Origin of the sequence: Bacillus halotolerans (assembly GCF_004006435.1) — a bacterium.
GTDB classification, from domain to species: Bacteria; Bacillota; Bacilli; order Bacillales; family Bacillaceae; genus Bacillus; species Bacillus halotolerans.
In genome coordinates this window covers 1,111,103-1,137,976 of sequence record NZ_CP029364.1, presented here as the reverse complement: position 1 = coordinate 1,137,976, position 26,874 = coordinate 1,111,103, and the positions used below count along the sequence as shown (strand labels likewise).

Here is a 26,874-nt window from a genome sequence, read left to right as displayed (position 1 = left end):
ATCAGTTTTTTTATTGGGTTCTTTCAATTCTTACAGCTTCCTCAAGCATTTGCACATTGTTTTGGTACAGCTGGCGAACGAGAACCCGTCTGGCGGCAAGGCTGGCACTGAAATAATCTTCATCCCGGACCATGCCCTTTACGGTAAATTCAACCCCGCGGTTGATTTTATTCAAAGCGGTGATGCCGTGTATTTGAAAAGGCTCTGTCGGGTTTCCGAATTCATCCCGCTTCAGTGAATCGCGAAGCTCTTCATTCAGCATGTCGCACGCTTCCTCCAGCACACTGTATACTCGATCTGGATCTTCTTTAAAGCTGATGAGAAAAGATTCGGTAATCCGCATAAAATCAATATTATAATTTTCTATTTGTCTGACCTCGCCGTTGCTGATGGTGAGAAGCTTTCCGCTCCATTCACGGATTTGCAGCGAGCGCAGGCCGATTTCTTCGACGGTGCCGTTAAATAAATTGTTTACCGTCACATAATCGCCTTTATGAAGCTGGCGTTCATAAATTAAAAACACACCCGCCAGCACATCCTTAATCAGTGATTGGGCGCCAAAACCGATGACGATACCGGCTACGCCCGCCCCGGCTAAAATCTTGCCGAAATCATGCACAAATAAAGAAATAACATAAAAGATAAAACCGATCGTCGCCGTATATTGGGTGATAGAACGGACAAGGCTTTCAATGGTTTTCTCTTTTCTTTCTTCAATAAAGTCCGTCCGTTTAAAAAATAACTGCACCAATCGGTTAATGATAAAAACACCGATCCACAAAATGACGGCGACGAGGAGAATATCAACGATTTTATTCTGAAAAATCTCCGTAAGTGTTTCTTCCATCCGCATCTAACTCCTGGCTTGACGTTTTGAAAAATCTGTATCCTGGTAGTAGCTGTTTTTGACGAGAACGTTTGGTCCGAGGCACCGGACATTCGGGCAGTGGCAGTTCAGTTCTTTGGCCAGCTTTGTTTCTCTCCACTTTTGATAGGCGGAAGGCAGGCTGTCCGTCTGTATATTGCCGAGCGGCGGTGTATCGCCAAAGTCGGTCACAATAATATTCCCGTCAAAAATATTGACATTCAGGCGCGACCGGCCGTCAGGGTCATTTCTCACTGTCACGTTTTTCGCCGTGCGAAGCCGGCGAAGCAGCTCTTGATCCTCTTCATCAGGACTGCATGCGTAAAACGGCAGTGTGCCGAACAGCATCCATGTCTTTTCATCACGAATATCCAGCAAACGGTGAATCGCCTGTCTCATGTCCTTTAGGCTGAGAGATTCAAGGGCGCTCGCAAAATCACTCGGATACATCGGATGGATTTCATGACGCTGACATTTCATATCTTCTGTGATTTGGCGGTGAATATGCTCAATGTGCGGAAGTGTGCGTTTGTTCAGCATCGTTTCCGCTGATACCATCACTCCGGCATCCACTAGCTTGCGGCTGTTTTCGATCATTTTATCAAAATAGCGCGCACGCTGCTCGAAGGTCGGTTTTCTGTCCATCATAGCAAAACCGATTTCCGCAAACTCTTCAACCGTTCCCCAGTTATGAGAAATATGTAACACATCAAGATACGGAATAATCCATTCGTATCGCTCGATATCGAGAGTCAGGTTTGAATTGATTTGGGTCCGTACCCCGCGCTCGTGGGCGTATTTCAATAACGGCACGACATATTCCTTTACAGATTTTAATGAAAGCATCGGCTCTCCGCCTGTAATACTGATGGATCTGAGGCGGGGAATTTCCTCCAGCCGTTTTAACAGAAGATCTATTGGCAGAGCATTCGGGTCTTTGGGCTGCAATGTATAGCCTACAGCGCAATGCTCGCATCTCATATTGCACAGTGTCGTCGTTGTAAATTCAACGTTCGTCAGCTGCATATCTCCATACTGGTCGACATCCATATAGGCTTCCCAAGGGTCGAACTCAGGTGTAATCGGACGCAGCTTCGTGTTTTGTGTCATGACTATCTAACTCCTTTATAAATGAGGCATACTAACGCTGCCAACAGTTAATTTTAGACCTGATTTGCCAAGATCGCAAGTAGCGGGGCGATTGAAAAACGGCAAAAAATGAGCTACCATAATAAAAAATGAATGGAGGCGCAGAATGGGGAACGCAGTAAACAATAAAGATCAGCAGCTTGATTATTTAAAGAACAGACTAGACATGTTTATGAACGTCATCGATTCATTAGACCCTGAAGCAACAGACGTTGAAGATATAGACAGGCTCATCGGCATGCTGGATGACCTGGAAGCCAAATATGAACGATTTAAAAAAGACTGGGAATAAAACCGCGCATGCCGCGGTTTTTTATATTGGCATAAAGCGTCAGTATAAAACAGGGCGCCTTTCTGTAAAATAAGAAAAAATGCAGAAGGAGCGCTGGCCATGAAGTGGATGTGTGCAATATGCTGCGCCGCCGTCCTGCTTGCAGCAGGAGCAAAACAGGCAGATGCGGTACCGAATGAGCCGATTAATTGGGGCTTTAAGCGAAGCGTTAATCATCAGCCGCCAGATGCGGGAAAACAGCTGAACAGCCTGATCAAAAAATATGACGCGTTTTATTTAGGCAATACAAAAGAAAAAACAATTTATTTAACATTTGATAACGGCTACGAAAATGGCTATACGCCAAAAGTGCTTGATGTCTTAAAAAAACATCACGTGACAGGAACGTTTTTTGTCACCGGGCATTTCGTGAAGGATCAGCCCGAGCTGATCAAACGGATGTCGGATGAAGGGCATATCATCGGCAACCACTCCTTTCACCATCCGGATCTGACGACAAAAACAGCAGACCAAATTCAGGATGAGCTTGATTCAGTCAACGAGGAAGTGTATAAGATCACGGGAAAGCAGGACAACCTGTACTTACGGCCGCCGCGCGGCGTATTCAGTGAATATGTGCTGAAAGAAACAAAACGCATGGGCTATCAAACCGTTTTCTGGTCCGTCGCTTTTGTCGACTGGAAAATCAAACATCAAAAAGGGAAAAAATACGCCTACGATCACATGATCAAACAGGCGCATCCGGGTGCGATTTACCTGCTTCACACTGTCTCCAAGGACAATGCCGAAGCGCTGGACGATGCGATTACCGACCTGAAAAAACAAGGCTATACCTTTAAAAGCATTGATGACTTGATGTTTGAGAAAGAAATGAAGCTGCCGTCTTTGTAAACATGAAAGCCTCTCCGCAATAGAGAGGCTTTTACTATTTTTCTATGCATTTTATTAAAGCGGCCCAATCTAGGTTTCCAAGCCCTTTTTCAATACCGCTTTCAAAATGGCCTTTCGCCAGCTCGGCAAGAGGGAGGTTTGCAGAAACCTGCTCCGCGGCGGCGAGCGCCAGATTGGTGTCCTTCAACCCTAATGACATTTTAAAGCCCGCCGGCTCAAATGTTTGCTCAGCCATGATCGTTCCGTAATTTTGATATACGGGGGAGCCGAAAAGCGCGTTGGCGATCTCTAAAAATTGTTTTTGCTCTAATCCGTATTTCTCCATCAACAGGAATGATTCAGATAACGCCTCCAGCATGGATACGAGCAGGAAATTGATGCTGATTTTCGCTGCGTTTGCTGTTTTGCTTTCTTCGCCGACGTCAAACACTTGCTGACTCAAGCTTTCGAGCAGAGGTTTTGCTGTTTTTTTTGCTTCCGCGGGTCCTGCCGCTATAATGCGAAGCGCGGCTTTTGCGGCGGCATCCGGTCTTCCCAGCACAGGAGCCGCAAGGAAGGATTGTCCTTTTTCTGCATGGGCGGCCGCGAGTTTTTCTGAGAACTCCACACTGATCGTGCTCATCGAAATGTGAATGCCATTCTCTGATAACCCTTCAATCAATCCGTCTTTGCCGAACGTCACGTTGCTGACAGAATTGTCATCGGAAAGCATTGTCACGACAATATCAGCGGTCTCGGCCGCCTGGCGCGGCGTTTCTGCCACTTGGGCGCCCCGGGATGCGAATTCCTCCGTCTTTTCTTTCGTCCGATTGTATACTGTCAAACGATAGCCTGCTTGAAGCACGTTCCGGGCAATGGGCTGTCCCATATTGCCGAGTCCGATCACAGCGATTTTCAATATGATCACTCCCTGAACATTTTTTTCATTATATACAAAATGAACAGGATATGCTGGAAATCGGCTTACCAAAATAAAAAGAACAGCTTCACTCTGTCCTCATTTGAAGATGTTGAACCATCCTTTATGTACAAACCATATCAGCATGCCGGCCACAAGAGCGGCCATTAGGCCAAGCACGGCGAAATATCCGTATTTCCAGTGAAGCTCCGGCATGTTGTCGAAGTTCATGCCGTAAACGCCGGCGATAAACGTGAGCGGGATAAAAATCGTAGACACGATGGTCAATGTCATCATAATCGCATTCATCCTGTTCGAATTCAGTGTCACGTAGCTGTCACGCAAATCGGACGTCATGTCGCGGTTAGATTCCACAATTTCTGAAAGCTTTAATAAATGATCGTAAATATCGCTGAAGTATGCCTTTGTTTCACGCTGCTCTTTCACATGGTCAAGGCTTAAAATCCGATACAGCAAATCACGCATCGGAATAATGGTCCGCCTGAGATGCAATAGGTCAGTTCTGAGCTCAAACACCTCGCTCATCAGCGTCCCGTATGTTTTGTGGCTGCGGCTGTCTTCAATCTCATTCAGCCGGTCTTCTATTTTGTACACCAGAGGAAAATATTCATCAACAAGCTGATCCATGATCATGTAAGAAATATGCCCCGGCCCTTTTTTAAACATGTCCGGTGAAGCATATAATCGCTCCCGGACTTTGGCGATACCGGGCGTTTCGTGTAAATGAAAGGTGACGACAAATTTTTCGCCTTGAAAGATATCGACTTCCTCGGTCTCAAGTGTTTCCTGATTCAGCGCATGAAGCACGTAAAAGCGATAGCCGTCGTAATGGTCAAGCTTCGGGCGCTGCATATGCTGAAAGCAATCTTCAATCGCAAGCGGATGAAAATGAAAAAAATCTCTCAATAACGCGGTTTCCGTTTCCTCCGGGCCGTAAAAATCAACCCAGTACCACGCAATATCCGGCTGTTCAACCCGTTCGATCGGTATATTTTTCAAAAGCTGATGCTGTGTTGTGATAGCGGTAATGTTGATCATAAACAACCCTCCACCTGCCATTATATCATGCAGCCTTTTTCAGAAAAGTATACAGTGTTTTCTACCGGTTTCCAGCGGCGTGGTATACTGAACAAAAAACGGAAAAAGGGCTGATCATATGTGGAAAGAAAAAGTATCGGTCACACCGCCGTACCATTTTGACCGTGTGCTCGACAGGCTGTCGTTAGATCCTCTTAATGCAGTTGATTTGAAAGCGCGGGACATAAGAGTGCCGATCAGAAATAAGGCCGGTGACGTATGTATTGTGAAGGTGCAGGCGTTAGGCCATGCGGACGAGCCCGAGTTTCTCGTCAGCGGGGAAACAGAGCAGGAAGACATGATGAAGGAAATCAAACGGATTTTTCAATGGGAACATGATTTGCAGCATGTCCTTGATCATTTCTCAAAAACGAATCTTTCCGCGATTTTTGAAGAGCATGCAGGCACGCCGCTGGTATTAGACTACAGCGTGTACAACTGTATCATGAAATGCATTGTGCACCAGCAGCTGAATATATCTTTTGCGTACACCTTGACAGAACGGTTTGTCCATACGTTCGGCGAGCAGAAGGACGGCGTGTGGTGCTATCCGAAGCCGGAAACGATTGCGGCGCTGGATTATCAAGATCTCCGCGAGCTCCAATTCAGCATGAGAAAAGCGGAATACGCCATTGATACGTCGCGAATGATCGCCGAAGGTTCGCTCGACTTGTCAGAGCTGCCCCAACTGACAGATGAAGACATCATGAAAAAAATGATCAAAATCAGAGGCATCGGCCCATGGACGGTACAAAACGTGCTGATGTTTGGGCTCGGACGTCCCAATTTATTCCCGCTGGCCGATATTGGACTGCAAAACGCGATCAAACGCCACTTCAATTTGGACGACAAACCGGCAAAGGATGTTATGCTCGCGATGAGCAGGGAGTGGGAGCCTTATTTGAGCTATGCGTCTTTGTATTTGTGGAGAAGTATAGAATAATTCGTCTCACAATGAAGGAAATCGTGCAAACGTGTTATACTAGAAAGATGTGAAAAAACATTTCACTTTCTGCCATCTGCAGAAAGCTTCATATAGAAACGGAGAGAACAACGTGAACCAACAAAACAAAAAGGCGCCCGTCGAACTGAAAGTCGGACAGACCTTTCCGCTGACGATTAAACGTCTCGGGATTAACGGGGAAGGCGTCGGCTATTTCAAGAAAAAAGTCGTATTCGTGCCCGGCGCGCTTCCTGGTGAAGAGGTTGTCGTCCAAGCGACGAAAGTGCAGCCGAAGTTTTCGGAGGGACGGATCAAGAAGATTCGCAAGGCTTCGGAGCATCGGGTGGCACCGCCTTGCCCTGTCTACGAGCAGTGCGGCGGCTGCCAGCTTCAGCATCTTGCATACAGCCAGCAGCTTCGGGAAAAGCGCGACATTGTCATCCAGTCTCTGGAGCGCCATACGAAGTTCAAAGTCGAAAACATGGATATCAGAGAAACGGTCGGCATGGACAACCCATGGAATTACCGCAACAAAAGCCAATTCCAGATCGGACGCTCACAAAGCGGCAGCATCATTGCCGGCTTATACGGCCTTGATTCTCATGATATCGTACCGATCAAAGACTGCATCGTTCAGCATCCGGCAACCAACAAAACAACAGGCATCGTCCGCCGCATTTTAGAGGACTTCAATGTGTCTGTTTATAATGAAAGAAAACGAAAAGGCGACGTTCGCACGATAGTGACGAGAGTCGGCTTTGAAACAGGCGAAGTGCAGGTCGTGCTTGTAACAGCAAAAGAAACGCTTCCGCACAAGGAAGAAATCGTCAAAGCGATCCAAAATCGCCTGCCTGAGGTGAAATCCATTATTCAAAATGTAAACGGAGCGAAAACCTCTGTTATTTTCGGTGAGAAATCAAAACCTCTCGCCGGACATACCGTGATTCAAGAGGTGCTTGGCGACGTATCTTTTGAATTGAGCGCCCGCGCCTTCTTCCAGCTCAATCCGGAGCAAACCGTCAAGCTGTATGATGAAGTGAAAAAAGCGGCGCAGCTGACCGGGAAAGAAAAAGTCGTTGACGCGTATTGCGGCGTCGGCACCATCGGCATGTGGGTGGCCGACGGAGCGAAGGAAGTCCGCGGCATGGACGTCATCAAAGAATCGATTGACGATGCCAAGAAAAATGCCAAAAAACACGGCATGACAAACGCCACGTACGTAACAGGAACAGCCGAGCACTGGCTCCCGAAATGGACGAAAGAAGGCTTCCGCCCGGACGTCGTCATCGTTGATCCGCCAAGAACCGGCTGTGACAGCACGTTCCTGGATACGATCAAAAAAGTCAAACCGAAACGCTTTGTCTACGTTTCCTGCAATCCATCCACGCTTGCGAAGGATTTGCAGGCGCTGTCGAAAGACTATCGCGTGGAATATATTCAGCCTGTCGATATGTTTCCGCAGACAGCTCACGTTGAAGCAGTGGCGAAGCTTGTATTGAAATCGTCTCATTAAGTCCTAATCAGATCTGGATTTCGGTAGAATGAACATTGCCGATTTCCGGGTCTTTTTCATGTGCAGACCTTTGCCCTGATTGTCTTTTCGATTCTTTCTTCCTCCTTTTAATAGCAATTCTAAAATATAAGATTTTTGGAAATTCTTCAACGATTTTTGTGTTAACTTCAACTATAATTGAACTGTAGTCTGTTTAATATAGAGAGAAGGGATATTTTGGATAAAAAATCATTTTTCGTAATTGAAAAACCAAAAGGAAACATAACAAAACTACCTTATTCACCTATAAAAGAATCTCTGTTACTAAACTTAAAAACTAGGAGTGAAAAGGGAGAAATAGAATTAAGGTGTGAGTGTTCTGATAAGATAGTGCTTAAAGTTTCCAATGCAAAATCACCGTATTTATATAATTCTACCAGACAATTTAAACATTCCAAGGAATGTTGCCGACATCCTCAATTTGTGGGTTCAAGCCCATATGAAAAGGCTTGGAGCTATGATGAAGAAGAAGGGTTACATATTGTTAGAATTAAAGAATTACATCTTTCTCAGTCAGGAGATGATAAAGAGAGAAACAATAATGTTAGAAATAATGTTTTTTATCACGAAGGAACAGGGTCTAATAAAAATGTATCAACGGTTTTTGGCTTAGCCACAAGGATAAATATGATGGCGTGGGAAAGCATGGTGTTAGGCAAAAAACATAGAATTCCTAATGATAAAAATGAATTAGCTAGGCATGTTTATGGAATAGCGTCTCGAATTAGGTTATCTAGAAAAAGAAAAACATTAAACGAGATGTTTTATAAACAAGTAGGCATAAATAATGTAAAAGTGAAAAAAGAAATCTATTTTGTTTATATGTATGTAAATAGCGTAGCACTGCTTGGAGAAGATACTCTATTTGATAATACAAAAAAAGATATTCTGTATTGTAAAGATGCTTTTGGGCGAACTAATCGCTTTTATGTTGAAAAGGAGGAATATGAACAGAAGATTAAAATAGAACCGCATAGCCTTGAATATGTGGTAGCAGGTTTTGTGTATAAAGAAGACAAGTATCATAAATGTATGACTCTGAAAAACTACTGTTTAATACCAATATCTGACCGAGGTTTATATTGTGAAAGTTCTCATGAAAAAAATATATATGATCGGTTATGTGAAGATAATCTAACATTTTATAAGCCTTATTTGCCAATAGAAGGTTATGGAAGTTTTATTCCGGATGGATACATTATCGATAAAGACAAGGATATAATATTTGAGGTGTTTGGTATTACTGGCATGTCCTCATATGATGAAAGAAAAGCAGAGAAAATTGCCTTATCTCAATCTGACTCCTTTAAGAGTATGTATAAATTTCAATATTGGGAAGTAAAGTGATAAGAATGGGATTTTGAAGATTAGTATAATAAACTGTGGAAACTGATGGAAAATGAAATTACAGATTGAGTTTTAATTGAATATGAATCAATCAATGCTTAACTGCATCCTCTCTAGGGTATTACTCTAACTGATAACTTTACAATTCTTGAGGGGGTAAACCAAGGAATGTTGATGAAGCAACATTCCTTTTTGGGTTTGTGAATAATCTTTCTTCATTGTCACAAGCAGGTAAAAAATTATAACTATTGTTTGTTTGAAAAGCCCATTCCTGCTTCCGAATTGATATTGGAAGCAGTTGCTAAACTACCACTCGCATTGATTCTTTTAAAATAGATTTTTCTTTGGTGCTCTTTGCTCAATTTTTTTGCTTCTACATGTAAGTAGTTAGAATGTTGATATATTTCTTCTGAATAACATATAAGAATGAAGAAACCACACTTAATATTTTCGGTTAATAAATATACGGGTAACTGATATTTTAGACCATGCGCAAATCTATTGTGACTTCCTAATTTAATTTCAATTAAACCCCTCATATTCTTGCCTTTAGAAATATAAAAATCAACTGTACCTCGACCAGTATCCACCTCTCTGGTTATTACTAGTTCAGTATCTTTTAGGTATGTACTAGTGAAGAGATCAAATAGCACTTGGACCTCTTTTTCGCCATATTCTCCTAATTTGTTATTTATAAGGGTATGACCTTTCTTATGAATAATATAATGATTAAAATTATCGACTAATTCATTTATAAGATTATAAAATGATTCCTCTGTGTCTGCAGGAAAAACTTTAGGTTCTGTACTTGTTTGCATGTAATCCTTTAGTTCATTATACTCAGTCAAGATATCATTAGGCATTAACTCAGTATGGTAATCTAAATCAACATTATAAAGATTGTTAACTATGTATGGATTCTTCTTATAAGCCTCGAAATATTTGTGCACCTCAAGAAAATCTAAATCATCAAAGCATATTCCGATAAGGTCATTAGGCGTTTTAATAGTGTACAAGACATCAAATTCATCTTCGAAAAACATAACGTTGGGACAATACTTAATATAATTTGTAATCTCATCATTCAATAAGAATCCATCTTCGGATCCCTCGTAGACAAACAAAAGAATATTATATAGGACATATTCTTTCATTGAAGTTAATCTATGAGAATAATCATCCCTAATTTCTCTTTGGAGGCTTTTTAGAAAACCCATTGCATATTCTTCATCTTCTTGCTTATGCAAAGGAAAAACAGAAGCATAAATTTCTTCATAAGAAAGATTACTTCCTACTTCCATAAAGTGCTCAACTACAATATCAAGTAAATGATGAAGTGCGTACCTGAAGCTTTTAGATGAGTCAGCATACAAATCTAGCATATAAAAACTCCTTTTTATCTTATTATACAGAATATGTGAATGATTTATTGAAAATAATTTAATTTGCCTGTAGGCTTTTGAGAATGACATAACAGCTGTCATACAATGATTTTGTAAAACTAGGTGATATATTGAAGGTGTTAGGTGTTTCATCATATGCGTGTTAAAAACGAACAGAATTGTCTATAGTCAATTTGGACAGATTACCTTCCTTGGCTGAATTATATGATCTTTCTTCTTAAGGAGGTTTTCAGGGCTTTGTGGATTAAAAACAAAGCGTACTCATCATCCTTCATGCAGATAGCCAGTACTTAGCATTCCTATTATATGTGTTCAACTCTAACGGTTTTTGATATTAGAGAGTCATTTCCTTTACTAGATGTAATGGAAGTGATAAATGATAAAGATGGTCTTCGTTTTGACAAGTTTACTAACAAAGAAACGTTGGAGTCCTACATCCTGAAAACTAACTTTTTTTACAGTGGAAAATGCAAAAAGATCGAAAGGAGGTATTTGTAAGAAAAAGGGGTTGGTTGGGGGGATTATCAAGGAATTGTTAATGTAACTGACCAAAGATATCGAATGAATTCGAGAAAAACAATGCTGGATGGTAGTGACGGAGACTTGGACAGAGATAGGTTATCACCAGAATTGTACCGTTTCTTATTGGAAAACAAAAAGTAGAAGATTAGGTGGAAAATGTTCAATTCTGAATCAAAAAAGTGTGTAAATGGGGTTCAGAAGGAAAACTTTATTTTAACTGGAACGGTCTGATGTAGAAGTTGTATATTTTAACTGCACAGAAATCGTCTAATTAATGTAAACGATTCCTAAGTAGATCTGGATTTCGGCAGAATTAACAATACCGATTTTAGGTCTTTTCATATACAGCGTTGGCCTGCTGTCATTTATTTGATAGGAAGACAAAAACAAGTATGCAATAGTCCCCTAGCTATCGACCGGAAATTTTGGAGAGTATGCAGGTGAACCCTGGATCATGTCCCAACCCTATAACCCAAACTGCCCTTTCTTAACGTTTTATTACTAGTTTAAATGTTCAAAATTTACTATCGTTTGATAAGAAGTGCTTAAGCATGCTATAAGTGTAAAAGAAGCATGGTCAGCTTTTTAATTTTGGGATAAAGGTTTGGGTTGGTATCCCATAATGAAAGGATTTGAATGTAATGACGATAGATAATTTCTGGCGTGAATTACCACGGCCATTTTTTGTACTGGCACCAATGGAAGATGTGACAGATGTTGTTTTCCGTCATGTAGTAAGTGAAGCAGGCAGGCCGGATGTGTTTTTTACAGAGTTTACAAACTCGGAGAGCTATTGTCACCCGGATGGGAAGGATAGTGTGCGCGGCCGTTTGACCTTCACGGAGGATGAACAGCCAATGGTAGCTCATATATGGGGAGACAAGCCTGAGAACTTTCGCCAAATGAGTATTGGTATGGCGGAACTAGGGTTTAAGGGTCTAGATATCAATATGGGCTGTCCTGTACCTAATGTTGCGGGAAATGGAAAGGGAAGCGGCCTTATTTGTCGTCCAGAGGTTGCAGCAGAACTAATACAAGCAGCAAAAGCAGGCGGATTGCCAGTAAGCGTGAAAACTAGACTTGGTTACACGGATATAGACGAATGGCGCGACTGGCTGACACACGTATTGAAACAGGACATTGCTAATCTTTCCATTCATTTGCGCACAAGAGCGGAAATGAGCAAAGTGGATGCGCATTGGGAACTCATCCCGGAGATTAAGAAACTTCGTGATGAGGTAGCGCCAGATACACTGTTGACGATCAATGGGGATATTCCTGACCGCCAAACTGGATTAAAACTTGCTGAACAATACGGTGTAGATGGAATTATGATAGGGCGCGGTATTTTTACAAATCCATTTGCCTTTGAAAAGGAGCCGAAAGAGCATAGCAGTAAGGAATTGCTTGATCTCTTACGGCTGCATCTGGATCTTCATGATAAATATTCAGCATTAGAAGCGCGTCCATACAAGCCTCTTCCTCGCTTTTTCAAAATTTACCTCCGCGGATTCCGCGGAGCAAGTGAATTAAGAAACCAGTGCATGAACACTAAGTCAACAGATGAAGTGCGTGCATTGCTCGATGACTTTGAGAGTAAGTATCTTGATGGGGCGGAGCAACAGTAGATGTTTCCTAATTCAAGGTAAAAGCGAAGCGGGACGCTCTTTTTGCTTTATAAGTTAGTTATTTAGGAAAAGTTTATTTTCACTGTGCAAAAATACAACAGACGAAGAGGAATCTGTCAGATTTCCTCTTCTTTTTTGATTCAATAAGTCAGATTGTCTGACATTCCAATTGAACCAGCTCCATATAATCAATAAAGTAAATGCAAGAGTTTCTAAAACAGAATGGGGGCTGGAAGCATGATGGATGAATACGCCAGTATATATAAGAACGTGATTGAATGGAGGAGACATCTTCATCAATACCCGGAGCTGTCCTTTCAAGAAGAAAAAACAGCTCAATTTGTATATGATACGCTCTCTTCTTTTGAAAATCTTGAGATCAGCCGCCCGACAAGGACAAGTGTCGTTGCCCGGCTGAGCGGTGCGCGGCCGGGCAAGCGAATTGGGCTGCGCGCTGATATGGATGCGCTGCCGATTCAAGAAGAGCATGACAGTCATTTTCGCTCCCGCCATCCAGGTGTAATGCATGCGTGCGGGCATGATGGGCATACCGCCATGCTGCTTGGGGCGGCTGAGATTTTGTCTCAGAAAAAGGATGAGCTTAGCGGCGAAGTCTACTTTATTTTTCAGCATGCCGAGGAGGTTCATCCTGGCGGAGCGCAGGAAATGGTGAAGGCTGGTGTTGCGGACCATCTTGATCTATGCATAGCCATCCATCTGTTTTCTGCCATGCCTTTAGGAAAAATCGGACTGGCATCAGGCCCGGTCACAGCTAACTCTGATCGCTTTGATATCACGATTAAAGGAAAAGGCGGGCATGCCTCTCAGCCTGAACAGTGTATTGACCCGCTTGTGATTGCCTCACAAGTCATTACTCATTTGCAAAGCATTGCCTCAAGACATACAGATCCTGCCGAAAGACTGGTGCTCTCTGTTACCATGTGTCATGCGGGCTCCGCCTACAATGTGATCCCCGATACTGTGACGCTTGGAGGGACGGTAAGGACGTTTCGAAAGGAAGTCCGGGCAAATACGGAAGCGCTCATGGAAACCATTATAAAAGGCGTAACTGAAGCCCATGGCGCGTCGTATGATTTTGATTACCGCCATGGATACAAGTCTGTGGTAAACGATCCGAACGTAACCGAACTGGTCAGACAAGCAGCAGAGAATCTGTGGGGGAAGGATCAGGTATTTCCGTTAGCGCCAATGATGGGCGGAGAGGATTTCTCCGCGTTTTCTGAACGAGTGCCTAGCTGTTATATCGCTTTGGGAGCGGGAACCGGGGAGATGATCTATCCGCATCACCATCCTAAATTCACGTTCGATGAAAAAGCGTTATCAGCAGGTGTTAAATTATTTGTAAATTCAGTCTATTTCATTCTGCATTCCCGTGAATCGATTTCAATGAAGATCAACTAAAACCGATTATAGGAGGGCGCTATGGCTAAACATCTGCCGGAAGTCATGACCGCTGATTCTTTACAAAAAATCGAGCATAAAGGAATATTAAAGTGGATCGAAAAGGCCGGAAACAAATTGCCTGATCCTTTTATGTTATTTATCTACTTATCGATGATCATCATTGCCATGTCTGTTTTGCTGGCAGGAAACGCAGTGACACATCCGGGAGACGGGAAAGAGGTAGCCGTTAAGAGTTTGCTCAGCACCGAGGGCATTCACTGGATGCTGACGGAAGCGGTGAACAACTTTGTTCAATTTCCGCCTCTCGGACTTGTGCTCACGATGGTGCTCGGCATCGGGCTGGCGGAACGCGTCGGTTTGATCGAGGCTGTGCTGCAAAAGATGATGGCGCATGTTCCGAAAGCGATCATCAGCTATTCCGTCGTATTTGTCGGGATTTTAGGGAATCTGGCGTCTGATGCGGCATGGGTCATTATCCCGCCGGTTGGCGCCCTGATCTTCATGGCAGCCGGGCGTCATCCGCTTGCCGGCTTTGCGGCCGCTGCGGCAGGTGTAGGGTCAGGATTCACGGCCAATCTGATGATCGCCGGGACAGACGCGCTTCTTTCCGGCATTACCACACAGGTCGCGCAAACCGTCGATAAAAATGCTCAGGTATCGGCTGTCGATAACTGGTTTTTCATGGCGGCCTCCGTATTTGTTTTAGCCTTTATCGGTGCATGGGTTACTGATAAAATCGTTGAACCCCGGCTTGGCAGCTACCGCGGAGAATACAAGCCTGAAATGGCGGCGTTAACGGGAAAAGAGATCAAAGCACTGAAGGCGGCGGGGGCAGCGGCCCTTTTATATGCTGGAGTCATTGCGTTATTAGTTGTTCCAGAGGGAGCGCTTCTGCGTGATCCTGAAAACGGATCGATTCTTTCCTCGCCTTTTTTGAAAGGCATCATCCCCATCATTCTGCTGTTCTTTATTACTGTATCGGTTGTTTATGGCATCGTGGCCGGGCGCATTAAGAATCAGACAGACGTCCCGAGGCTGATGGGAGATTCCATTAAAGGCATGTCAGGCTTTATTGTGCTCGTCTTTGTTATTTCGCAGTTTATCGCCTTTTTCACGTGGAGCAATATGGGGATTTTTATGGCAGTAAAAGGAGCGGACTTTCTGGAATCCATCCATTTAACAGGTTTTCCTGTATTAATCGGATTTTCGTTGCTGACTTGTGTCGTCAGTCTGTTTATTACGAGCGGCTCTGCTTTATGGGCGCTGCTGGCCCCTGTGTTTATCCCGATGCTGATGCTGCTGGATTTTCATCCCGCGTTTATTCAAATTGCCTATCGGATTGCGGATTCCGCGACAAACACCATTACGCCGATGAATCCGTATTTGCCGATGCTGATGGCTTACTATAAGCGCTACAAATCAGATGCGGGCTTCGGAACTGTGATCTCAACCATGATTCCGTATACGGTTCTGTTCTTCTTGGCGTGGCTTCTCATGATGTTCATTTGGTACGCTTTCGGCTGGCCGATCGGACCGGGCGTTTATGCAAAATAAAAACGGCAAAGGGTGGGAGACATATGGATATGATTCAAATAAGACGAGATTTTCACCGGCATCCCGAACTGGGCTTTACAGAATTTCGCACAGCCGGAAAGGTTGTGGAAACTCTTCAAGCCCTGGGATATCACGTGACATATGGCAAGGACGCAATGGATGGCGAGGCCCGCAGAGGCGTTCCTTCAGAAAAAGAACTGAAGCGCGCTTTTGACCGTGCAATTGAAAATGGAGCCGATCCTGATATCATTGCGCCGATGAAAGGCGGATATACCGCTGTCATCGGAAGACTTGAAGGGAATACGCCGGGACCCGTCGTTGCGCTTCGTTTTGATATGGATGCACTTCCGATTACAGAAAGCGCAGATGCTGACCATGGTCCTCACGCCAAGGGCTTCCGTTCTGCATTTGAAGGAAATATGCACGCATGCGCCCATGACGGACATACCGCGATCGGGCTAGGCGTTGCTGAAGCGCTGGCACATCGAAACTTTGCAGGTACTCTGAAGCTGATTTTCCAGCCCGCTGAGGAGGGTGTCCGCGGAGCGTATGCCGTTACTGAGAAAGGCATGCTGGACGATGTTGATTATCTCCTCTGCCATCATCTGGGGACTAATGTGCCGCTTGGGGAAGTATACGGCGGTGCAGAAGGATTTCTGGCCACTACGAAAATGGCTGCTCATTTCCGGGGCGTCTCCTCACATGCAGGAGCGGCTCCTGAGCATGGCAGAAATGCTTTGCTAGGGGCGGCGACGGCGCTTTTAAATATACATGCCATTCCGCGTTTCAGCTCGGGCGATACCCGGATCAATGTCGGCGTGCTTGAAGGCGGAACAGCGGCCAATATCATCCCGCAGCACGCGAAAATGATCATTGAAACGCGGTCTGATTCAGAAGAGGTCAACCGCGATCTGGAAGAGCGGGTGAGAAAGATCATCGCCCACAGCGCAGCCATGCATGAGCTTGAACATGAGGTCGAAATCATCGGCGGAGCGATTCCGATCAAATGTGACGAGGAAATGGTTTCGACCGTGCTAGAAGCTGCTGGAGAGGTTGGCGGATTTTCCTCACTGCAAGGCATCCAGACCGGCTCAAGAGGAAGTGAAGACGCAAGCTATATGATCAAAAGAGTTCAGGAGCGGGGAGGAAAAGGGACATATATGATCATTGGCACCGACATCGCTGCCCCGCATCATCATGAAAAGTTCGATATCCAGGAAGATATTCTTCCGCGAAGCGTTCAGCTTCTGAAGCAAGCGGCATTGAAGCTGTTGAAGTAGAGGGAGAATCCCCTCTTTTTTTATGTCATTCGAAGCGATTTCCAAATAAAGGAGACGATTTGTTGGATTTATGGTACATTGATAGGTATGAAAAAAGAGGAGAATCAAATGAAGAGAATGCATTTTTGTACAGGTATAGGCCTGCTGCTGATCGTGATTTCAGCCTATCCTATCTTTGTACTATTGAGAGAAAATATAATAGATCACAACGTAACAAATCGTTATGACATTCATTATGCATATCAAGACAAGCAAGGTTATGAACCTGCGATAGATACTCAAAATATCAACATATTTAATCATCATATTAGGATTATTGAGACCAAAACAGGAAAACATGCGCCCCTGACAAGCTGGGATAAAGACGAAAACGTCCCTGCCGGAGAGATTGTTAACATACAGTATCAATTAGACGGCCGAGATCTCTCATCACCTTCTGAAGTATGGCTTTCTAATCGAGAAAGAGGAGGAAGATACTTTTCATGGCTTGAAATATTAACGGTAAAGGATCGAAAGACTGATCAAAATCTGGTTTACATTGTTCAGAGAATAACTGACGATCAAATAAGTCTTGAAAAAAGCAAATGGAAAATAATCAGGATTCATCAGGATGGGACTGTAAAGGAGAAGCTTCTAAGCTATTCTGATAGAAGCAAGGATCCATTGAGTGTAAAACTGCTCAATTTTTCATACGTTGGAGGAAATTCAATGGGGTATCATTCTGATATGTATGAAGTGATTCCCAATGTCATATTTCCTCTTTTGTATCCGTTGATTACGGTCGCTGTTGGTTGTGCGATCATGATCGGGATTTTAATCATTGTGATAGTCCAGAAGATAAAAGGAGTTCGAAAATCAATATGAAACGACTATGCATCATCCCCTGCGGCGCGAAAAAAATCTGGGATGTTCAGCCTGATGCGGGGCCGACGAGGGCGGAAGACGCTTACCTGAGCCCGTTTCATCAGGCGTGCGAGCGGTATGCAAAAGCTTTTTTTGACGAGTGGGTCATTTTGTCGGCGAAGCACGGGTTCCTGCGTCCTGATGACATCGTGCCGGAAAACTACGATGTGGCATTCGGGAGCGGTCATCCAGAGATTATGACAGAGGAGAAGTTAAGCCGCCAATATCGTGAAAAGGGTTTTCTTGAAAAAGAAGAGCTCGTCATGCTCGGCGGGAAAAAATATCGTAAAGTCTTGAGCACGGTCGTCGGAGATCATCAGCATATCAGCTGGCCGCTGGCACCGTACAAAGGCATTGGTTACATGCTTCAGGCACTGAACAGGGCGGTTGAAGAAAAACAAGAACTGTAATACGTACATAACCCGAAAAGGGTGTGAAAATGAAAAGAATGGTGTTTGGCTTCCTTGCCATTGCGGTATGTGGAAGCGGCTTTTATATCTATCATATTTTATTCGGTGATCCATTTTCAAAAAATGCCGCAGAGCAAAAGCTCACATCATATGTGAAACAGACCTATCCTCAAAAAGAAATCAAGATCACGAATGGAGTTTATAACGCGAAAACCTCGGAATATGTGTTTCAAGCAAACACCCAATCTCAAAGCTACTAAATGTGCGCGATAGGGTTTCTCCATCCTAAGGTAACCTGCGATGGGATTGAAGAAGCCTATACCGAGTCTGTTGCAAAACATCTAAATCAAGAAGCATCAAAGGAAATCGAAGCGGATTTGAAAAAAGCCGTTCCGCAACTTATAAAAGCCGAAGCAGATATCAGCGTTGAACACGCCCAGTTTACATTAGATACAAGCTGGAGCAAGCAATTGGCTGAAAGAGCGCCGCTGAGTTTGACGATTCAGTTAGATGCAAGCGGAAAAACAAAAACAGATGCCGTGGCGATGGCGGAAACCGTCAGAAAAACGCTAAATCAAAAAGGGTATACATATTTCAGAGGCACGATAGACTGCATGCAGAAGGATGGGGACGGCGGCTTTGGTTATGTAAAATATTCAATTGATTTTACTCCTGAAATCGCCATTCAGACAAACGATGCAGAGGCATTAGGAAGTTGATAAGATTTCCGAGGAAATAAATATGTCGATCGACGTCAAAAGACCGGGCAGGTGCCCGGTCTATTTTTATTTGGAATAAAACGAGACACATGGTTTCATATCGAGACAGTTTGAGACACCTGTCTCAAACTGTCTCATGGTATCAACATAGAAGACTGATTTTACAGGCATCCAATAGCTGGCACACTTCTTGCATTCATTAATGCGAACCCTAAATAGAAGGAGGCACACACAATGGAACTGTTAAAACGAGAAGGCTTGTCATTAACTGAGGAAAAAGCGCTGTGGATGTACCAAAAGATGCTGGAAATCAGGGGCTTTGAGGACAAAGTGCATGAACTGTTCGCAGAGGGAGTGCTTCCCGGATTCGTCCATTTGTATGCCGGTGAAGAAGCTGTAGCTGTAGGCGTGTGCGCTCACTTAGATGATGGCGACAGCATTACAAGCACACATAGAGGGCATGGGCATTGTATCGCCAAGGGCTGTGATCTGGATGGCATGATGGCGGAAATATTCGGGAAAGCGACCGGACTGTGTAAAGGCAAGGGCGGTTCAATGCACATTGCCGATCTCAATAAAGGTATGTTAGGGGCAAATGGAATCGTCGGGGGCGGATTTACGCTCGCATGCGGGTCAGCGCTCACGGCTAAATATAAACAGACCAATAATGTAAGCGTTTGCTTTTTTGGAGACGGAGCAAATAATCAAGGAACCTTCCATGAAGGCCTCAACTTAGCGGCTGTATGGAATCTTCCAGTTGTGTTTATCGCTGAAAACAACGGCTACGGCGAAGCCACGCCATTTGAGTACGCGTCAGCCTGTGATTCAATCGCTGATCGGGCAGCTGCCTATAACATGCCGGGAGTAACCGTGGACGGAAAAGATATTTTAGCAGTTTATCAGGCAGCAGAGGAAGCGATTGAACGAGCAAGAAACGGCGGAGGCCCATCCTTGATTGAATGCATGACTTACCGAAACTACGGCCATTTCGAAGGAGATGCCCAAACCTATAAAACAAAGGATGAAAGAGCTGAGCACCTTGAAGAAAAGGATGCCATACAAGGTTTTAAAAACTATCTGTTAAAAGAGGCGGATGAAAAAAAACTGGCAGATATTGAACAAAGCGTCAAAGAATCGATTGAAAAAGCAGTCTCCTTCAGCGAAGACAGCCCATATCCGAAAGAATCAGAGCTGCTGGCAGATGTATATGTCTCATATGAAAAAGGAGGAATGTAAGATGGCAAGAGTCATAAGCATGTCAGACGCGATCAACGAGGCGATGAAACTTGCGATGAGAAGGGACGAAAATGTGCTGTTGATCGGTGAGGATGTAGCCGGAGGAGCGGCAGTCGATCATTTGCAGGACGATGAAGCATGGGGCGGCGTATTAGGCGTCACAAAAGGGCTCGTTCAGGAATTTGGACGGAGCAGAGTGCTGGATACGCCTATTTCTGAAGCGGGCTATATGGGCGCCGCTATGGCTGCGGCATCAACAGGGCTGAGACCGATTGCGGAGCTGATGTTTAACGATTTCATCGGCACGTGCTTTGACCAGGTCATCAACCAAGGGGCAAAATTCCGCTATATGTTCGGCGGAAAAGCGCAAGTGCCGATTACCGTCCGCACCACATACGGAGCGGGTTTCCGGGCTGCGGCACAGCACTCCCAGACGCTGTACGGCCTTTTCACAAGCATTCCGGGGCTGAAGACGGTTGTTCCGTCGAATCCGTATGACGCCAAAGGTCTGCTGCTTGCGGCGATCGAAGACAACGATCCGGTGTTCTTTTTTGAAGACAAAACGTCCTACAACATGAAAGGCGAAGTGCCGGAAGAGTATTATACAATTCCGCTCGGAAAAGCGGACATCAAACGCGAGGGCAGCGACATTACGCTGTTTGCGATCGGCAAGCAGGTCAATACCGCACTCGAAGCGGCAGCACAATTATCAGAAAAAGGCATTGAAGCCGAGGTGCTTGATCCGCGCAGTCTGTCTCCTCTGGATGAGGAAGCGATTTTCACATCGCTAGAAAAAACAAACCGGCTGATCATCATTGACGAAGCCAATCCGCGATGCAGCATAGCCACAGATATAGCCGCGATTGTGGCCGACAAAGGCTTTGATCTGCTAGATGCGCCGATTAAGCGGATTACAGCGCCGCACACACCTGTGCCGTTTTCGCCAGTGCTTGAAGACCAATATTTGCCGACACCAGATAAAATCGTCAGCGTCACGCTTGAATTGCTTGGCGAGCCGGCAGTGAATTAAAGGGGGGGACACATATGGCGGTCAAAGTAGTGATGCCAAAGTTGGGAATGGCCATGAAACAAGGAGAAGTATCGATTTGGAACAAAAAAGTGGGAGATCCGGTTGAAAAGGGAGAAAGCATCGCCAGCATTCAGTCGGAGAAAATTGAAATGGAAATCGAAGCGCCTGAAAAGGGCACGCTGATTGATATTAAGGTGAAAGAAGGGGAAGAGGTTCCGCCCGGTACAGCCATCTGCTATATCGGGAACGCCAATGAATCGGTGCAGGAAGAGGCGAAAGAGCCTGCTGCAGAAGATAGTGAGCCGCCAGCTGTCCAGCCTTCAAAACAAGAAAACAAACCCGCAGCCGGTAAAAAAGAACGAATCAAAATATCTCCAGTCGCCAGGAAAATCGCGGAAAAAGCGGGATTAGACGTGAAACAGCTGAAAGGCACAGGACCAGGCGGACGAATCGTGAAGGATGATGTCACAAAGGCGCTTTCTGAACAAAAAAGAGAACAGGCTGAGCCAGTTTCTGATCAAAAGGCGCAGGAAACGCCGGTTACAGGCATGAGAAAAGTGATCGCGTCCAGAATGCAGGAAAGCTTGGCAAACAGCGCACAGCTGACGATTACAATGAAGGCTGATATCACTAAGCTGGCAGCTCTTCAAAAACAGCTTTCGCCGACAGCAGAGGAACGGCACGGCACGAAATTAACGATGACTCATTTTGTCTCAAGAGCTGCGGTGCTCGCTCTCCAATCACATCCTATGCTGAACAGCTTCTACAAAAATGAGCGCATTATCACACTTCCTCATGTTCATCTTGGAATGGCTGTTGCTCTTGAAAAAGGGTTGGTTGTGCCTGTCATTCGTCATGCTGAAAAACTGCCGCTGATTGAGCTGGCCAAAACCATTTCAGAAAACGCCAAAAAAGCACGCGAGGGACGTGCGGGGAGCGAAGAATTGCAAGGCTCGACCTTCTCAATCACAAACCTTGGCGCATCCGGCGTGGAGCATTTTACGCCGATATTAAATCCGCCCGAAACAGGCATTCTCGGCATCGGAGCAAGCTATGACACGCCGGTTTTTCAAGGGGAGGAGATTGTCAGAGGTACGATACTGCCGCTCAGCCTGACGTTTGATCATAGAACCTGTGACGGCGCTCCGGCAGCTGAATTTCTGAAGACGATCAAAACTTATTTGGAGGAACCGGCAGCGTTAATTTTATAGAAAAGCAGGTGAAAGAACATGACATTAGCCATTATCGGAGGGGGACCAGCGGGCTATGCGGCAGCAGTCTCAGCGGCACAGCAGGGAAAAAAGGTGTTGCTCATTGACAAAGGCTCACTTGGAGGAACCTGTCTGAATGAAGGCTGCATTCCGACGAAGTCTTTGTTAGAAAGCGCAAATGTGCTCGATAAAATCAAACATGCCGGGCGCTTCGGCATTGAACTTCCGCCCGGTGCAATATCGGTTGATTGGGACAAAATGCAGAGCCGAAAACAGCAGGTTGTCAGCCAGCTTGTCCAAGGCGTACAGTACTTAATGAAAAAAAATCAAATACAAGTCGTGAAGGGAGAGGCCTCCTTTCTTTCTGACAAGAAGCTCTTGATCGAAGGGGAGAACGGCAAAGAAATCAGAGAGGCTGAACAAATATTGATTGCTTCCGGGTCAGAGCCAATCCAGCTGCCCTTTGCCCCGTTTGACGGCAAATGGGTGATCGACAGCAAAGATGCACTCGGCCTTTCTGAAATTCCCGGTTCGCTTGTGATTGTCGGCGGCGGTGTGATCGGCTGCGAGTATGCCGGATTGTTCGCCAGACTTGGATCGAAGGTGACGATCATTGAAACGGCCGGCCAGCTGATCCCGGCAGAGGACGAGGATATCGCCCGTCTCTTTCAGGAAAAGCTTGAGGAAGACGGAGTTGAAGTTCACACTTCTTCCCGGTTAGAGCGTGTTGATCAAGCAGCCAAAACGGCGATATGGAAAAGCGGACAGCGTGAGTTTAAGACGAAGGCAGATTATGTGCTGGTGGCGATCGGCAGAAAACCTCATCTGGATGGATTACAGCTTGACCAGGCGGGAATTGATTTTTCCCAAAAAGGTATTCCCGTAAATGAGCAGATGCAGACCAATGTGCCTCATATCTACGCATGCGGGGACGCGATCGGTGGCATTCAGCTGGCCCATGCTGCTTTCCATGAAGGAATCATCGCCGCTTCACACGCTTCAGGACGCGACATCAAAATGAACGAAAAAAACGTGCCTCGATGTATTTACACATCGCCGGAAATCGCATGTATCGGATTGACTGAAAAACAGGCAAGACACGTTTACGGAGAAGTACAGATTGGTGAATTTCCTTTTGCCGCAAACGGGAAGGCGCTCATCAAACACCAAGCGGAAGGAAAGGTCAAGATCGTGGCGGAACCGGAGTTCGGCGAAATCGTCGGAGTCTCAATGATCGGACCGGATGTGACCGAGCTTATCGGCCAGGCGGCTGCCATCATGAACGGAGAAATGACGGCGGATATGGCAGAGCATTTTATCGCGGCCCATCCGACACTGTCGGAAACGCTGCACGAAGCATTGTTAAGCACAATTGGGCTTGCGGTGCATGCATAAAAAGAAAAGCTGGCGAATGCGCCGGCTTTTTTGTGTTGAAAGCGCTTTATTTTTCCCCTACAATAGATGAAAACGGCGTGTAAGGGAGGAACGATCAAGGAATGAATTCGATCCCGAACGATTTGCAAACCTGGAAACGTTTTGTGAAAGACGGCGTGCTGGACGAAGCCCGAATAAGAAAAAGGATAGCCGAGTCCTGGCACCGCTGCAGAAAGGCTGAGGTTAACCCCTATTTAGAAAAAGGCCCGAAGGTTTTGCAGCAAACGGAACTGGATCAGCAGTCAAACAAGCATTCATTCTTTCTGTCGACCGCAATGCCTTACCTGGAAAAACTGCTGCCCGCAATAAAAGAAATGGAAATGATGGCGCTATTAATTGATGCGGACGGCATGGTGCTGGCGCTTGACGGCCATCGCCGCGCGCTGCATGAAGCCAAACGCATTAACTTTGTCGAAGGAGCGTGCTGGACAGAAACGGCGGTTGGCACCAATGCAATTGGCACGGCGCTTCACATTAGCGAGCCGGTTGTCATTCAAGGATCAGAGCATTATTCTGTCGCCTCCCATCACTGGAATTGCTCAGCAGCACCGATTCATTATGAGGACGGCAGTCTTGCGGGGGTGATTGATATCTCTTGCCCGGCAGCGCATGCACAGCCAAATATGCTCGGCATTGCCGCGGCCATTGCCTTTGCCGCGGAAAGGGAATTGGCAGCCAAAAGCAGGGAGAAAGAGCTTGAACTGCTCAGCCGCTTTGCTGATAGGACAGCGTCCCGTGTACCGATCGTGCTTTGCAATGCCAAACAGCACATCATCGGCGCAAGCCTGCCGATACGATCGTCAATACCGGATTGGCAAGGCCGGCATCTTTATGAGTTGAAGGAAAGGGGTTTTACAATCGATAAAGCGGTCACCATGGGGGACAGCGGCACTTGTTTTTATTTATCGGAACAAAAGAAAAAGCCGGCCTTTCGATTCAATGGAGTCCTCGGACAAAGCAGGCAATCGCAAGCGATGCTCAAAAGCCTCGAACGAGCGGCCGCGGCTGATGCGACAGTTTGCCTGTCGGGTGAAACCGGCACGGGCAAGGAAGTCGCGGCCCGCGCGCTTCATGAAAACAGCGACCGTAAGAACGGCCCGTTTGTAGCCGTGAATTGCGGAGCGATCCCGTCGGATTTAATCGAAAGCGAGCTGTTCGGCTATGCAGAAGGCGCTTTTACAGGAGCGAAACGAGATGGCTACAAAGGCGCCTTCCAAAAAGCGCATCATGGCACCTTATTTCTAGATGAAATCGGAGAAATTTCCCACTCGATGCAGGTGGCGCTTTTACGGGTGCTTCAGGAACGCAAGATTACGCCGGTCGGCGGGACAAAAGAAATTCCGGTTGATATCAGAGTGATTGCTGCCACACATTGTGATTTGCGTGAACTCGCAGAAAGCGGAAAAATCAGAGAGGACCTGTTTTACCGCCTTCATGTCTACCCGATTCAGCTTCCTCCGCTGCGGAACCGTCTCGAAGATATAGAGGCCCTCTTTGCGTACTACACACAGAAAAATGGATGGCCGGGAGAGCTTCCGCCTGCCTTTTTGGACGTACTGAAGCAATGGAAGTGGCCGGGGAATATCCGCGAGCTGTTTAATGTCTTTGAACGTCTTTCCATCAGGTTTCCGGACGGACGGCTGAGTGACGAGCCGCTTTCCTTATTGCTCGAAGCGTCGGGCTTGCCGATCGGCCCCGTAAAAGAAAAGGGGGCTGAAACAAAGGCGCTTACTCTCCGTGAGCAAATTCAAAAAGATATCCTCATCAATGCGCTTGAAACGGCAAAAGGAAACGTCTCCCAAGCCGCGAAAATCAGCGGCATTCCGCGCAGCACTTTCTATAAACGATTGAAAAAATTTAACATGACCGCTGGATCATAAAGCATACTTCTTTCAAGAAATGGAAACGTTATGGGTGAAGGAGGATGTTGAGATGAATATACAGAGAGCGAAAGAAATCGTGGAATCACCGGATATGAAGAAAGTAACTTATAACGGAGTTCCGATTTACATTCAGCATGTGAATGAAGAAACCGGAACAGCAAGAATTTATCCGCTGGATGAACCGCAGCAGGAGCATGAAGTGCTGCTGAACAACTTAAAAGAGAATTAAACAAACATGGCCCGCTTTCATAAGCAGGCCATTTTGTTATGCTCGCGGCGCGAATAAGATCACACAAACGCCTATCAGACAAATCAGTGCGCCGATCCAGTCATACAGATCAGGAGTTTTCCGATCGACAAGCCACCCCCAAAAGACAGCTAGTACGATGAACACTCCTCCATAAGCGGCGTATACACGGCCGAAGGAAGGGAAGGATTGAAACGTCGGGAGAATGCCGTACACAATCAATATCAGCGCCCCGGCTGCCCCGTATCCGACGGGCTTCGCTTCTCTCAGCCACAGCCAAATCAAATAGCCTCCGCCAATTTCAGCAAGTCCCGCCGCGAGAAATAAAAGAATGGTCATCAGCATCACGCGCACCCCTCAAACTTCAATTACATTTCATTATAAAGGAGAGAGAGGCGTTAAAGCTTTGGATTCTCTTCAAATTCCTTTATATACACACTGCGCTGAATCTCCGTAAACTGGCTGATCCAATTGTTTTTCGCCTCTTCCGTCATATGGGGCAGCATATAACGTTCAACCGCTTCAAAAATAATGGATTAGCTATGATGTTCCAAGTCGGAATACGAACGATCTTGCCGTCATTCTTCTCAATATAATATCCTCAAAGAAAATCCCTTTCAAACTGTATTGATGGCGTCCCATATAAATGCGCTTGATTTCAGTAAAAGGCACGCTGCGTTTTTTTGTGAAGATTTCCCCGTCAGGCCCTTGTTTAATACGAAAAATAACATGTCCTCGGCTTGTGAACGCCGGTAAAACCATAGAAAATGTGATCAAGCCATAGACAATTGCCATCAATCCGCCGCCCAAATAAAGCAGAGAGTACTTGGATTCGAACGTAATGGCTTCTGACACCAGCCACACGCCTGCAATCACGGCGCCGCCTGTTGCGAGAAACAGCCAGATTCTGAAAAACATTCTGCTTTTGACTTCGATATCATGTGATTCCAATGT

At 45.5% G+C, this 26,874-nt stretch carries 23 protein-coding genes and 2 pseudogenes; 18 read left to right on the top strand and 7 right to left on the bottom strand.

The genetic code is table 11. The features are described 5' to 3' along the window. Positions 1-10: 10 nt before the first annotated feature. A complete protein-coding gene (gene mscC, locus DIC78_RS05805; protein WP_083504394.1) occupies positions 11-853 on the bottom strand; it encodes a mechanosensitive ion channel protein MscC in 843 nt (280 codons plus the stop codon). Next, positions 854-1,975 (bottom strand): radical SAM/CxCxxxxC motif protein YfkAB, encoded by a 1,122-nt coding sequence (yfkAB, locus tag DIC78_RS05800; protein ID WP_059291645.1) that lies wholly within the window; start codon positions 1,973-1,975, stop codon positions 854-856. It lies immediately after the preceding gene. A gap of 145 nt (positions 1,976-2,120) precedes the next feature. On the opposite strand from yfkAB, the gene DIC78_RS05795 reads away from it, so the two are divergent. Both DIC78_RS05795 and pdaA read left to right on the top strand, forming a co-directional pair. Continuing rightward, a complete protein-coding gene (locus DIC78_RS05795; protein WP_010333401.1) occupies positions 2,121-2,306 on the top strand; it encodes an SE1561 family protein in 186 nt (61 codons plus the stop codon). A 99-nt stretch (positions 2,307-2,405) separates the two neighbouring features. Further along, positions 2,406-3,197, top strand: coding sequence for a delta-lactam-biosynthetic de-N-acetylase (gene pdaA / locus DIC78_RS05790; protein ID WP_127695682.1), 792 nt, complete (start codon positions 2,406-2,408; stop codon positions 3,195-3,197). A gap of 34 nt (positions 3,198-3,231) precedes the next feature. Here pdaA and DIC78_RS05785 read toward each other — a convergent pair whose 3' ends face one another. Both DIC78_RS05785 and corA read right to left on the bottom strand, forming a co-directional pair. After that, positions 3,232-4,095 carry an NAD(P)-dependent oxidoreductase gene (locus tag DIC78_RS05785; RefSeq protein WP_127695680.1) on the bottom strand — a complete coding sequence of 288 codons (864 nt, stop codon included), beginning with the start codon at positions 4,093-4,095 and terminating at the stop codon, positions 3,232-3,234. Between the two features lie 99 nt (positions 4,096-4,194). Then, complete coding sequence (gene corA / locus DIC78_RS05780) at positions 4,195-5,154, bottom strand: magnesium/cobalt transporter CorA (RefSeq protein WP_095714621.1); 960 nt, start codon at positions 5,152-5,154, stop codon at positions 4,195-4,197. Between the two features lie 118 nt (positions 5,155-5,272). Here corA and DIC78_RS05775 point away from each other — a divergent pair, with 118 nt between their 5' ends. The 3 genes from DIC78_RS05775 (at position 5,273) to DIC78_RS05765 (ending at position 9,035) form a co-directional block, all read left to right on the top strand. Then, positions 5,273-6,136 (top strand): DNA-3-methyladenine glycosylase family protein, encoded by an 864-nt coding sequence (locus DIC78_RS05775; protein ID WP_127695678.1) that lies wholly within the window; start codon positions 5,273-5,275, stop codon positions 6,134-6,136. A 112-nt stretch (positions 6,137-6,248) separates the two neighbouring features. Next, entirely contained in the window at positions 6,249-7,649 is a 1,401-nt protein-coding gene (rlmD, locus tag DIC78_RS05770; RefSeq protein WP_127695676.1) for a 23S rRNA (uracil(1939)-C(5))-methyltransferase RlmD, read from the top strand. Between the two features lie 216 nt (positions 7,650-7,865). Continuing rightward, entirely contained in the window at positions 7,866-9,035 is a 1,170-nt protein-coding gene (locus tag DIC78_RS05765; protein WP_127695674.1) for a hypothetical protein, read from the top strand. Between the two features lie 245 nt (positions 9,036-9,280). Here DIC78_RS05765 and DIC78_RS05760 read toward each other — a convergent pair whose 3' ends face one another. After that, complete coding sequence (locus DIC78_RS05760; protein ID WP_127695672.1) at positions 9,281-10,417, bottom strand: DUF8371 domain-containing protein; 1,137 nt, start codon at positions 10,415-10,417, stop codon at positions 9,281-9,283. Positions 10,418-11,601: 1,184 nt separating this feature from the next. Between DIC78_RS05760 and DIC78_RS05755 the strand changes: the two genes are divergently transcribed. The 13 genes and pseudogenes from DIC78_RS05755 to DIC78_RS05695 all read left to right on the top strand — a co-directional run bounded on the left by DIC78_RS05755 (position 11,602) and on the right by DIC78_RS05695 (position 25,902). Further along, positions 11,602-12,588, top strand: a complete 987-nt coding sequence (locus DIC78_RS05755; protein WP_127695670.1) for a tRNA dihydrouridine synthase — start codon at positions 11,602-11,604, stop codon at positions 12,586-12,588. Between the two features lie 237 nt (positions 12,589-12,825). Then, positions 12,826-14,010 (top strand): M20 metallopeptidase family protein, encoded by a 1,185-nt coding sequence (locus DIC78_RS05750; RefSeq protein WP_101860289.1) that lies wholly within the window; start codon positions 12,826-12,828, stop codon positions 14,008-14,010. Between the two features lie 21 nt (positions 14,011-14,031). Then, the gene (locus DIC78_RS05745; protein WP_174754409.1) at positions 14,032-15,567 is read left to right on the top strand and encodes an AbgT family transporter; all 1,536 of its coding nucleotides are present in this window, start codon (positions 14,032-14,034) and stop codon (positions 15,565-15,567) included. A 23-nt stretch (positions 15,568-15,590) separates the two neighbouring features. Continuing rightward, on the top strand, positions 15,591-16,847 hold the full coding sequence (locus tag DIC78_RS05740) for an amidohydrolase (RefSeq protein ID WP_103672419.1): 1,257 nt from the start codon (positions 15,591-15,593) through the stop codon (positions 16,845-16,847). A gap of 108 nt (positions 16,848-16,955) precedes the next feature. After that, entirely contained in the window at positions 16,956-17,711 is a 756-nt protein-coding gene (locus DIC78_RS05735; protein WP_127695668.1) for a hypothetical protein, read from the top strand. Further along, positions 17,708-18,160 carry a DUF6884 domain-containing protein gene (locus DIC78_RS05730; protein WP_106021618.1) on the top strand — a complete coding sequence of 151 codons (453 nt, stop codon included), beginning with the start codon at positions 17,708-17,710 and terminating at the stop codon, positions 18,158-18,160. Before DIC78_RS05735 ends, DIC78_RS05730 begins: the two co-directional genes overlap by 4 nt. 29 nt (positions 18,161-18,189) lie before the next feature. Continuing rightward, positions 18,190-18,879: pseudogene (locus DIC78_RS21660) on the top strand (YfjL-like protein). Between the two features lie 234 nt (positions 18,880-19,113). Next, positions 19,114-20,115 carry an acetoin:2,6-dichlorophenolindophenol oxidoreductase subunit alpha gene (gene acoA / locus DIC78_RS05720; RefSeq protein WP_106022404.1) on the top strand — a complete coding sequence of 334 codons (1,002 nt, stop codon included), beginning with the start codon at positions 19,114-19,116 and terminating at the stop codon, positions 20,113-20,115. A 1-nt stretch (position 20,116) separates the two neighbouring features. After that, positions 20,117-21,145 carry an acetoin:2,6-dichlorophenolindophenol oxidoreductase subunit beta gene (acoB, locus tag DIC78_RS05715; protein ID WP_095714613.1) on the top strand — a complete coding sequence of 343 codons (1,029 nt, stop codon included), beginning with the start codon at positions 20,117-20,119 and terminating at the stop codon, positions 21,143-21,145. A gap of 14 nt (positions 21,146-21,159) precedes the next feature. Then, complete coding sequence (locus tag DIC78_RS05710; RefSeq protein WP_106021615.1) at positions 21,160-22,356, top strand: dihydrolipoamide acetyltransferase family protein; 1,197 nt, start codon at positions 21,160-21,162, stop codon at positions 22,354-22,356. 18 nt (positions 22,357-22,374) lie between these two features. Next, complete coding sequence (lpdA, locus tag DIC78_RS05705) at positions 22,375-23,751, top strand: dihydrolipoyl dehydrogenase (protein ID WP_127695666.1); 1,377 nt, start codon at positions 22,375-22,377, stop codon at positions 23,749-23,751. 101 nt (positions 23,752-23,852) lie between these two features. Further along, entirely contained in the window at positions 23,853-25,670 is a 1,818-nt protein-coding gene (locus DIC78_RS05700; RefSeq protein WP_106022401.1) for an acetoin dehydrogenase operon transcriptional activator AcoR, read from the top strand. 52 nt (positions 25,671-25,722) lie between these two features. After that, positions 25,723-25,902 (top strand): small acid-soluble spore protein H, encoded by a 180-nt coding sequence (locus tag DIC78_RS05695; protein ID WP_106021612.1) that lies wholly within the window; start codon positions 25,723-25,725, stop codon positions 25,900-25,902. A gap of 36 nt (positions 25,903-25,938) precedes the next feature. On the opposite strand, the gene DIC78_RS05690 is transcribed toward DIC78_RS05695, so the two are convergent. Together DIC78_RS05690 and DIC78_RS05685 are read right to left on the bottom strand one after the other, a co-directional pair. Next, complete coding sequence (locus DIC78_RS05690) at positions 25,939-26,268, bottom strand: YnfA family protein (protein WP_081638253.1); 330 nt, start codon at positions 26,266-26,268, stop codon at positions 25,939-25,941. A gap of 50 nt (positions 26,269-26,318) precedes the next feature. After that, positions 26,319-26,838: pseudogene (locus DIC78_RS05685) on the bottom strand (YfjD family protein). Between the last annotated feature and the right edge of the window lie 36 nt (positions 26,839-26,874).

What these genes read in the sequence shown, in the direction of transcription:
- DIC78_RS05745 (WP_174754409.1), top strand. Translation starts at nt 14,032, where the DNA reads ATGGCTAAACATCTGCCGGAAGTCATGACCGCTGATTCTTTACAAAAA.
- DIC78_RS05755 (WP_127695670.1), top strand. Translation starts at nt 11,602, where the DNA reads ATGACGATAGATAATTTCTGGCGTGAATTACCACGGCCATTTTTTGTA.
- DIC78_RS05760 (WP_127695672.1), bottom strand. Translation starts at nt 10,417, where the DNA reads ATGCTAGATTTGTATGCTGACTCATCTAAAAGCTTCAGGTACGCACTT.
- acoB (WP_095714613.1), top strand. Translation starts at nt 20,117, where the DNA reads ATGGCAAGAGTCATAAGCATGTCAGACGCGATCAACGAGGCGATGAAA.
- pdaA (WP_127695682.1), top strand. Translation starts at nt 2,406, where the DNA reads ATGAAGTGGATGTGTGCAATATGCTGCGCCGCCGTCCTGCTTGCAGCA.
- yfkAB (WP_059291645.1), bottom strand. Translation starts at nt 1,975, where the DNA reads ATGACACAAAACACGAAGCTGCGTCCGATTACACCTGAGTTCGACCCT.
- DIC78_RS05775 (WP_127695678.1), top strand. Translation starts at nt 5,273, where the DNA reads ATGTGGAAAGAAAAAGTATCGGTCACACCGCCGTACCATTTTGACCGT.
- DIC78_RS05740 (WP_103672419.1), top strand. Translation starts at nt 15,591, where the DNA reads ATGGATATGATTCAAATAAGACGAGATTTTCACCGGCATCCCGAACTG.
- DIC78_RS05795 (WP_010333401.1), top strand. Translation starts at nt 2,121, where the DNA reads ATGGGGAACGCAGTAAACAATAAAGATCAGCAGCTTGATTATTTAAAG.
- DIC78_RS05710 (WP_106021615.1), top strand. Translation starts at nt 21,160, where the DNA reads ATGGCGGTCAAAGTAGTGATGCCAAAGTTGGGAATGGCCATGAAACAA.
- corA (WP_095714621.1), bottom strand. Translation starts at nt 5,154, where the DNA reads ATGATCAACATTACCGCTATCACAACACAGCATCAGCTTTTGAAAAAT.
- DIC78_RS05750 (WP_101860289.1), top strand. Translation starts at nt 12,826, where the DNA reads ATGATGGATGAATACGCCAGTATATATAAGAACGTGATTGAATGGAGG.
- DIC78_RS05735 (WP_127695668.1), top strand. Translation starts at nt 16,956, where the DNA reads ATGAAGAGAATGCATTTTTGTACAGGTATAGGCCTGCTGCTGATCGTG.
- lpdA (WP_127695666.1), top strand. Translation starts at nt 22,375, where the DNA reads ATGACATTAGCCATTATCGGAGGGGGACCAGCGGGCTATGCGGCAGCA.
- DIC78_RS05730 (WP_106021618.1), top strand. Translation starts at nt 17,708, where the DNA reads ATGAAACGACTATGCATCATCCCCTGCGGCGCGAAAAAAATCTGGGAT.
- mscC (WP_083504394.1), bottom strand. Translation starts at nt 853, where the DNA reads ATGCGGATGGAAGAAACACTTACGGAGATTTTTCAGAATAAAATCGTT.
- acoA (WP_106022404.1), top strand. Translation starts at nt 19,114, where the DNA reads ATGGAACTGTTAAAACGAGAAGGCTTGTCATTAACTGAGGAAAAAGCG.
- DIC78_RS05700 (WP_106022401.1), top strand. Translation starts at nt 23,853, where the DNA reads ATGAATTCGATCCCGAACGATTTGCAAACCTGGAAACGTTTTGTGAAA.
- DIC78_RS05695 (WP_106021612.1), top strand. Translation starts at nt 25,723, where the DNA reads ATGAATATACAGAGAGCGAAAGAAATCGTGGAATCACCGGATATGAAG.